Consider the following 5,953-nt stretch of genomic DNA (forward strand, 5'->3'; position numbering starts at 1 on the left):
CAATCCGGACTGGAGCAGCAATGTTATCGCTGAATCCGTCGGCGTCAACTGGGCGAAAGCTGGCAACTCGCTAGACTTAGACTACTCGATTAACAACGAGAATTACAAGCCTTATTACGTCGTCAATGATATTCAAGCTAAAGGATTCGATCGCTGCTTATTAGAATCCCTCGAACCGCTGCAAATGCGGGCGTACATCGTCGTCCCCGTCTTGAAAAACAACCAATTGCTCGGCATGTTGGGTGTCTACCAAAACTCTGGCGCACGCAACTGGCAAGAATCCGAGCTTCAGACGATGCTCGACTATGCCAAAACCTTTAGCTTCCCGCTCCAACAAACTACCAGCCGTCGTCTCGCCCAGTTTCAAACCAAGAAAATGGAAGAGCGGCTCCAACGGGAACGGGGACTCTCCAAACTCCAAGAGCGGCTGCGCACTGCCAAAGATGAAAAAACTGTCTTCCAAGTCGCTACCCAAGATGGTCGCAAACTGCTCGAAACCGACAGACTGGCGATCTATCAATTCGACGCCGATTGGAGCGGTCGCTTTATCGCCGAATCCGCTGCTCCAGGCTGGGTAGACCTAATCGAAACCGTCCATATCGTCCAAGATACCTTCCTCCAACGCACCCAAGGCGGTCGCTACAAAGATGGCGAATGCTTTGCCGTGGATGATATCTACACCGTCGGACACCAAACTTGCCACGTTCAGCTACTCGAACAGTTTGAAGCTCGCTCTTATATGCTCGCGCCGATCTTTGGTGCCGATCGCAAATTGTGGGGACTGATCGCGGCTTATCAAAACGCCCACGTCCGCAAATGGCAAGAAGAAGAACTCGAAACTCTCCGCCAAATGGGGCTGCAAGTCGGGATTGCGATGGAGCAAATCGACTATATCAAACAACTCCAAAAACGTGCCGATCAAGAACAAACGATCAACCGGATTGCCGATCGAATTCGTCAATCCTTAGTCGTCGATGATGTCTTCGCCAGTGTCGTCCAAGAGATCCGCCAAGCTTCCAAAGCAGATCGCGCTGTCGTCTATGAGTTTAATGAAGATTGGAGCGGTCAAGTCGTCGCTGAATCCGTCGGTAGTGGCTGGGTGTCGCTGCTAGTCGAACAGAAGAAAGATGAAGTCCTTGCTGGCAATCGGGCGACAAGCGATCGCTGTATCCTGCGGAAATGGGCGCAAAAAGATATTACCGAAGAAGATACCTATCTCCAAAGCACCAAGGGTGGTAAATACGCCAAAGGTTCTAAGTCTACGGTTGTCAATGATATCTACGCCAGAAATTTCCCCGATTGCTACATCCAATCGCTAGAGAAATATCAGGCGAAAGCTTATATCCTCGCACCCATCTTCAAAGGTGGTGTCTTATGGGGTTTACTCGGTGTCTATCAAAACGATGCCCCCCGCGTGTGGGATGTCTCCGAATCCTCCGTCATCGAGCAAGTCGCCCTCCAAATCGGCGTCGCCTTGCAACTAGCTGAATACCTCGATCGGGTGAAAACTCAAGAACAGGAGTTATCCTCGATCGTCGATCGAGAACGTGCTAACCGTCAAGAATTGGAATCCGAGGCGCTGCGAGTCCTCAAAGCGATCGCCCCCTCCTTCCGAGGTGACTTGACCGTGCGTGCGCCCCTATCGGAAACCGAAATCGGGACGATCGCCGATGGTTACAATACCACCATTCAGAGCTTGCGCGAACTAGTCCGCCAAGTCCAAACCGCCGCAACCAGCGTCAGCAGTACCTCTAGCGAAAACAACCTGCTGGTCAATAACCTCTCCGCTCAAGCGCAACAAGAACTCGAACAGCTCGATCGCGCCTTGATCCAAGTGGACTTAATGGCAGCTTCGAGTAAAGAAGTCGCCGACTTCGCTCAAGAAGTCGAACTAGTCGTTCAATCCGCCAACCGCACCGTGCAAACTGGCGACACGCTGATGGAAAGCACCGTCGAAGAAATCTTAGAGATTCGATCGACCGTATCCACCACCGCCAAAAAAATCAAACGCCTCGGTGAAACCTTCCAGAAGATTTCCAAAGTCGTTAACCTGATCGAAAACTTCGCTACTCAAACCAACCTCCTCGCACTGAATGCTTCGATCGAAGCCACCCGCGCGGGTCAGTATGGTAAAGGTTTCGCAGTAGTAGCCGATGAAGTTCGCTCCTTGGCTTATCAATCTGCCAATGCGACCACCGAAATCGAACGCCTAGTAGATGAAATCCGGATCGACACCAACGACGTGACCGAAGCCATGGAAATCGGGATCGCCCAAGTCGTCCAAGGTACCAACTTAGTCAACGAAACCCGCCAGAGCCTCAGCGAAATCGTCGTAGCGACCGGACAAATCAGCGAACTAGTCAAAGCGATTAGTAAGTCCGCCAGCACCCAAACCAAACAGTCTCAAAAACTCAGCGAAGCAATGATCGATGTCGCCACGATCGCCAATCTCAGCTCCGACAGCGCCCTCCAAATCTCCGAATCTTGCCAACAGCTTATCACCACTTCGCAAGTGCTAGAGACTAGTGTGAGTCGCTTTAAGGTTGATTAGGGAATAGGGAATAGGGGATAGGGAATAGGGAAGAGGGAATATGGAGGACGCTTGCGTCCTAAACCCAGCTAAAACCTAAAATCCGAATCTCTATCCCCTATCCCCTATCCCCTATCCCCTATCCCCTATTCCCTACCCCCTATCCCCTAAATGACCGACGATCTAGATTTCCAAGAGTCACTCGATCGATACTTTGAGATCGAAGCGGCGGAATTACTCGAAACCATCGAACAAACCCTCCTGGGTTTAGTTGAAGAAAAAACGATCGAGCGCGTCCATACCCTGATGCGAGCGGCACACACCATTAAAGGCAGTGCGGCTAATTGTGGGTTCAAAACGATCGAGACCATCGCCCATCACCTAGAAGATGTCTTCCAGGCGCTCTACCCGCCCGAACTCGAAATCGACCCGGAACTAGGTTTGCTCTTAATGGAGGGCTACGATTGCCTGTATGACCCCTTGAGTGCCCTCCTCGCCAAGATTCCCTACGATGAAGCTGCTACCCTCGAACGGACGGCAACTCTATTTGCCAGACTGCAAACTCACTTAGGTGATTTTTTCGGACGCGAGACGCCATTACCGACCGCTGCCGAACTCGGGTTTGATGTGATTGGGTCGATCTTTACCGACAGTATCCCGCACGATCTCGAAGACTTAGCTGCGGCGATTGCCAGTCAAAATACGGCTAAAGTTCAGGAAAGTTTGACTTCCCTAGCCGAATTTTTATTAGAACTCGGTGGCTCTTATAGTTTGCCAGGGATTGCCGCGATCGCCAAGGCAACCCTTGCCGCTCTACAACGCCATCCCGGTGGTGTATTGGAGCTAGCGCCGATCGCGCTGGCAAATTTCCAGCAAGCACAAGTCTCGATCGTCGGCGGCGATCGATCGGTGGGTGGCGAAGTATCTTTAGAGCTGGCTAATTGGAACGAACAGTCTACCGCTACACCAGCAGCCACAGTCCATGATGCGGATTCTTCACAATGGTTATCCCTCGTCGAACCGCTCGCCCCTACTGCGACTACTACCACGACCGATTTAGGTAGCTCCGAATGGTTATCTCTCATCGAAGATGGTACCACTGCTGAAGCCACCGATTTGGGTAGCTCGGAATGGTTGTCTCTCATTGAAGATGGATCTACCACCGCTGTCCCTGAGATCGCAACTACCGAGTCATCTACATCGGACTGGCTCTCTCTAGTAGACGAACCGCAGACAGTAGCAACCCCCGCGATCGAAACTACCGAGTCATCTACCGCAGACTGGCTCTCTCTAGTAGACGAACCGCAGACAGTAGCAATCCCATCCAGCGAACCGACTACTTCAGAATGGTTATCCTTAGTCGAGGATGAGTCCGAGCTGGTCGTGGATGCAGTAGTCACCGAATTCGATCCAGAGATTATTGAAATTGGCACCTTCGAGCCAGAAACTTTCCATACCGTCGTACCCGCCGCCGTTGAATATCCGCATCTGGCGTCGATCGAGCATCGTCCCGCCGCAGTTCAGTCTGGGTCAGAACTAGCCATTACGAATCGATCTGGCGTCGATCGGATCCTCCAATCGATTTGGCTCGGACAACCAGCAGCCACTGACGAGCTAGAACCACCCGCAGAGCGGGCTGCCGAGCCAGCTCCCGCCGATGCCGCCGTCAGCGTCCGCGTGGCGACAGTCCAACTCGAACGCCTCAGCCATACGATCGGCGAATTGCTCATCGACGACAACCAGCTCCATCTCCGCGCCGAGCAACTCCAAAAACTCGCCCAATCTACCGTCGAACAATACCGCCGCTGCGAACAGAAACTGCGACTAGTAGGCGATTGGGCAGATAAAAATGCCGCGATCGACGATCGACAAAAATCCTCATCTCGGCGCGATAAATCCAAAAAGCAGCGCAAACACCAGTCGGGGAAAAAAGCGGACAACCAGATCCAGACACAGTTTGATAGCCTCGAAATGGATGTCTACAGCGATCTGAGTATCCTCCTCCAAAACCTCACCGACGACATCGCCGAACTCGGCATTCGGGTGGGTAATTTGGTCGAAATGACTCAAAAATCGCGGATGACTATGGGCAAACGCAAACAACTACTTGCCGAAGCTCAATCCGAACTATTTGCCGCCAGAATGGTCGAGATCGCGGGCGTCCTCAACCGCTTCCCGCGCTTGCTCCAGCAGATGATCGCGTCCCACCGCAAACCCGCTCAACTCCAACTGATCGGTAGCGAAGTTTCGATCGATAAAATTATCGCTGAAAAACTCTACGATCCTTTACTACACCTGGTTAGAAACGCCTACGACCACGGCATCGAACCCCCAGAAGTGCGATCGGCTCAGGGTAAATCCGAGACTGGTACCCTCACCATCAAAGTCTACCACCAAGGCAACCGCACCAAAATCGAAGTCAGCGACGACGGACAAGGCTTGAACTGGACGAAAATCCGCCAACGGGCGATCGCACTCCATCTCCTCGACGCGAACACCGCCGACACCGCCACCGAAGCCGAACTTGCCGAAATCATGTTTGCGCCCGGATTCTCGACCGCTGAAAAAGTCAACGATCTTTCCGGTCGCGGCATCGGTTTGGATGTCGTCCGCGACCGTCTGGGTGCCTTACAGGGGACGATCGATGTCCGCTCTGTAGCTGGTAAAGGTACCACATTTATCATGCAATTCCCGCTCAACCTCACCACCACCCGATTGATGATTTGCGAATCAGGGGGCTTCGTCCACGCCTTGCGATCGGAAGCCATTTCGCAGGTATTATTACCCTCACCCGATCGGATTCAGTCCCAATCTCTGCAAACAGCACAGGGCACATCCACCTTCCTGCGGTGGGGTGAAGGTGCGGCTCAAAAATTAATTCCCATCTACCCAGTCAACAGTCTAATGGACTATCACTGTCCGATCGGTCGCGATCCTCAAGCTGTCGTCAATCTGTTCCCCCCCAAAGCCAAAAATACCCCCAACGCCCTACTCCTGCTGGATATCGATAACGAACAAGTCTGTCTCGAAGTCAGCCGGATCTTAGTAGAACAAGAACTCGTCGTCAAATCCCTGGGTCAAACCTTTGGATTGCCCAACTATGTTCAAGGTTACAGCGTCTTAGGCGATGGTAGCTTGACGCTCGCGATCGATCCGATCGAATTGCTCGCCCGCGTCCGCAATAGTACCGCCAAATTGCCACAGATTCCAACCGTCCAACCCGCGCTAGCAGCCGCTACCCAACCCGCTCTGGCTCCAGCTAGCGACGCCCCGATCCCCAAGGAAGTTGCCGATACCATCAACCAAATCAACAATCGCAACGCCACTCCCGGACGACAATTGCAAGTCCTAGTCGTAGACGATTCCCTCGTCCAACGCCAAAGCCTTGCCCGCTCCCTCACCAAAGCTGGCTGTCAAGTCATC

2 protein-coding genes are annotated in these 5,953 nt (G+C 52.7%); both read left to right on the plus strand.

Annotated elements, in window-relative coordinates:
- Window positions 1-2,551: GAF domain-containing protein (locus RMO52_RS09405; RefSeq protein WP_310413297.1), on the plus strand; the 2,551-nt coding region annotated here is incomplete at its 5' end.
- Between the two features lie 150 nt (window positions 2,552-2,701).
- On the plus strand, window positions 2,702-5,953 hold a 3,252-nt coding region (locus tag RMO52_RS09410), incomplete at its 3' end, for an ATP-binding protein (RefSeq protein ID WP_310413299.1).

It is taken from the genome of Chamaesiphon sp. OTE_8_metabat_110, assembly GCF_031382685.1.
GTDB lineage: Bacteria > Cyanobacteriota > Cyanobacteriia > Cyanobacteriales > Chamaesiphonaceae > Chamaesiphon.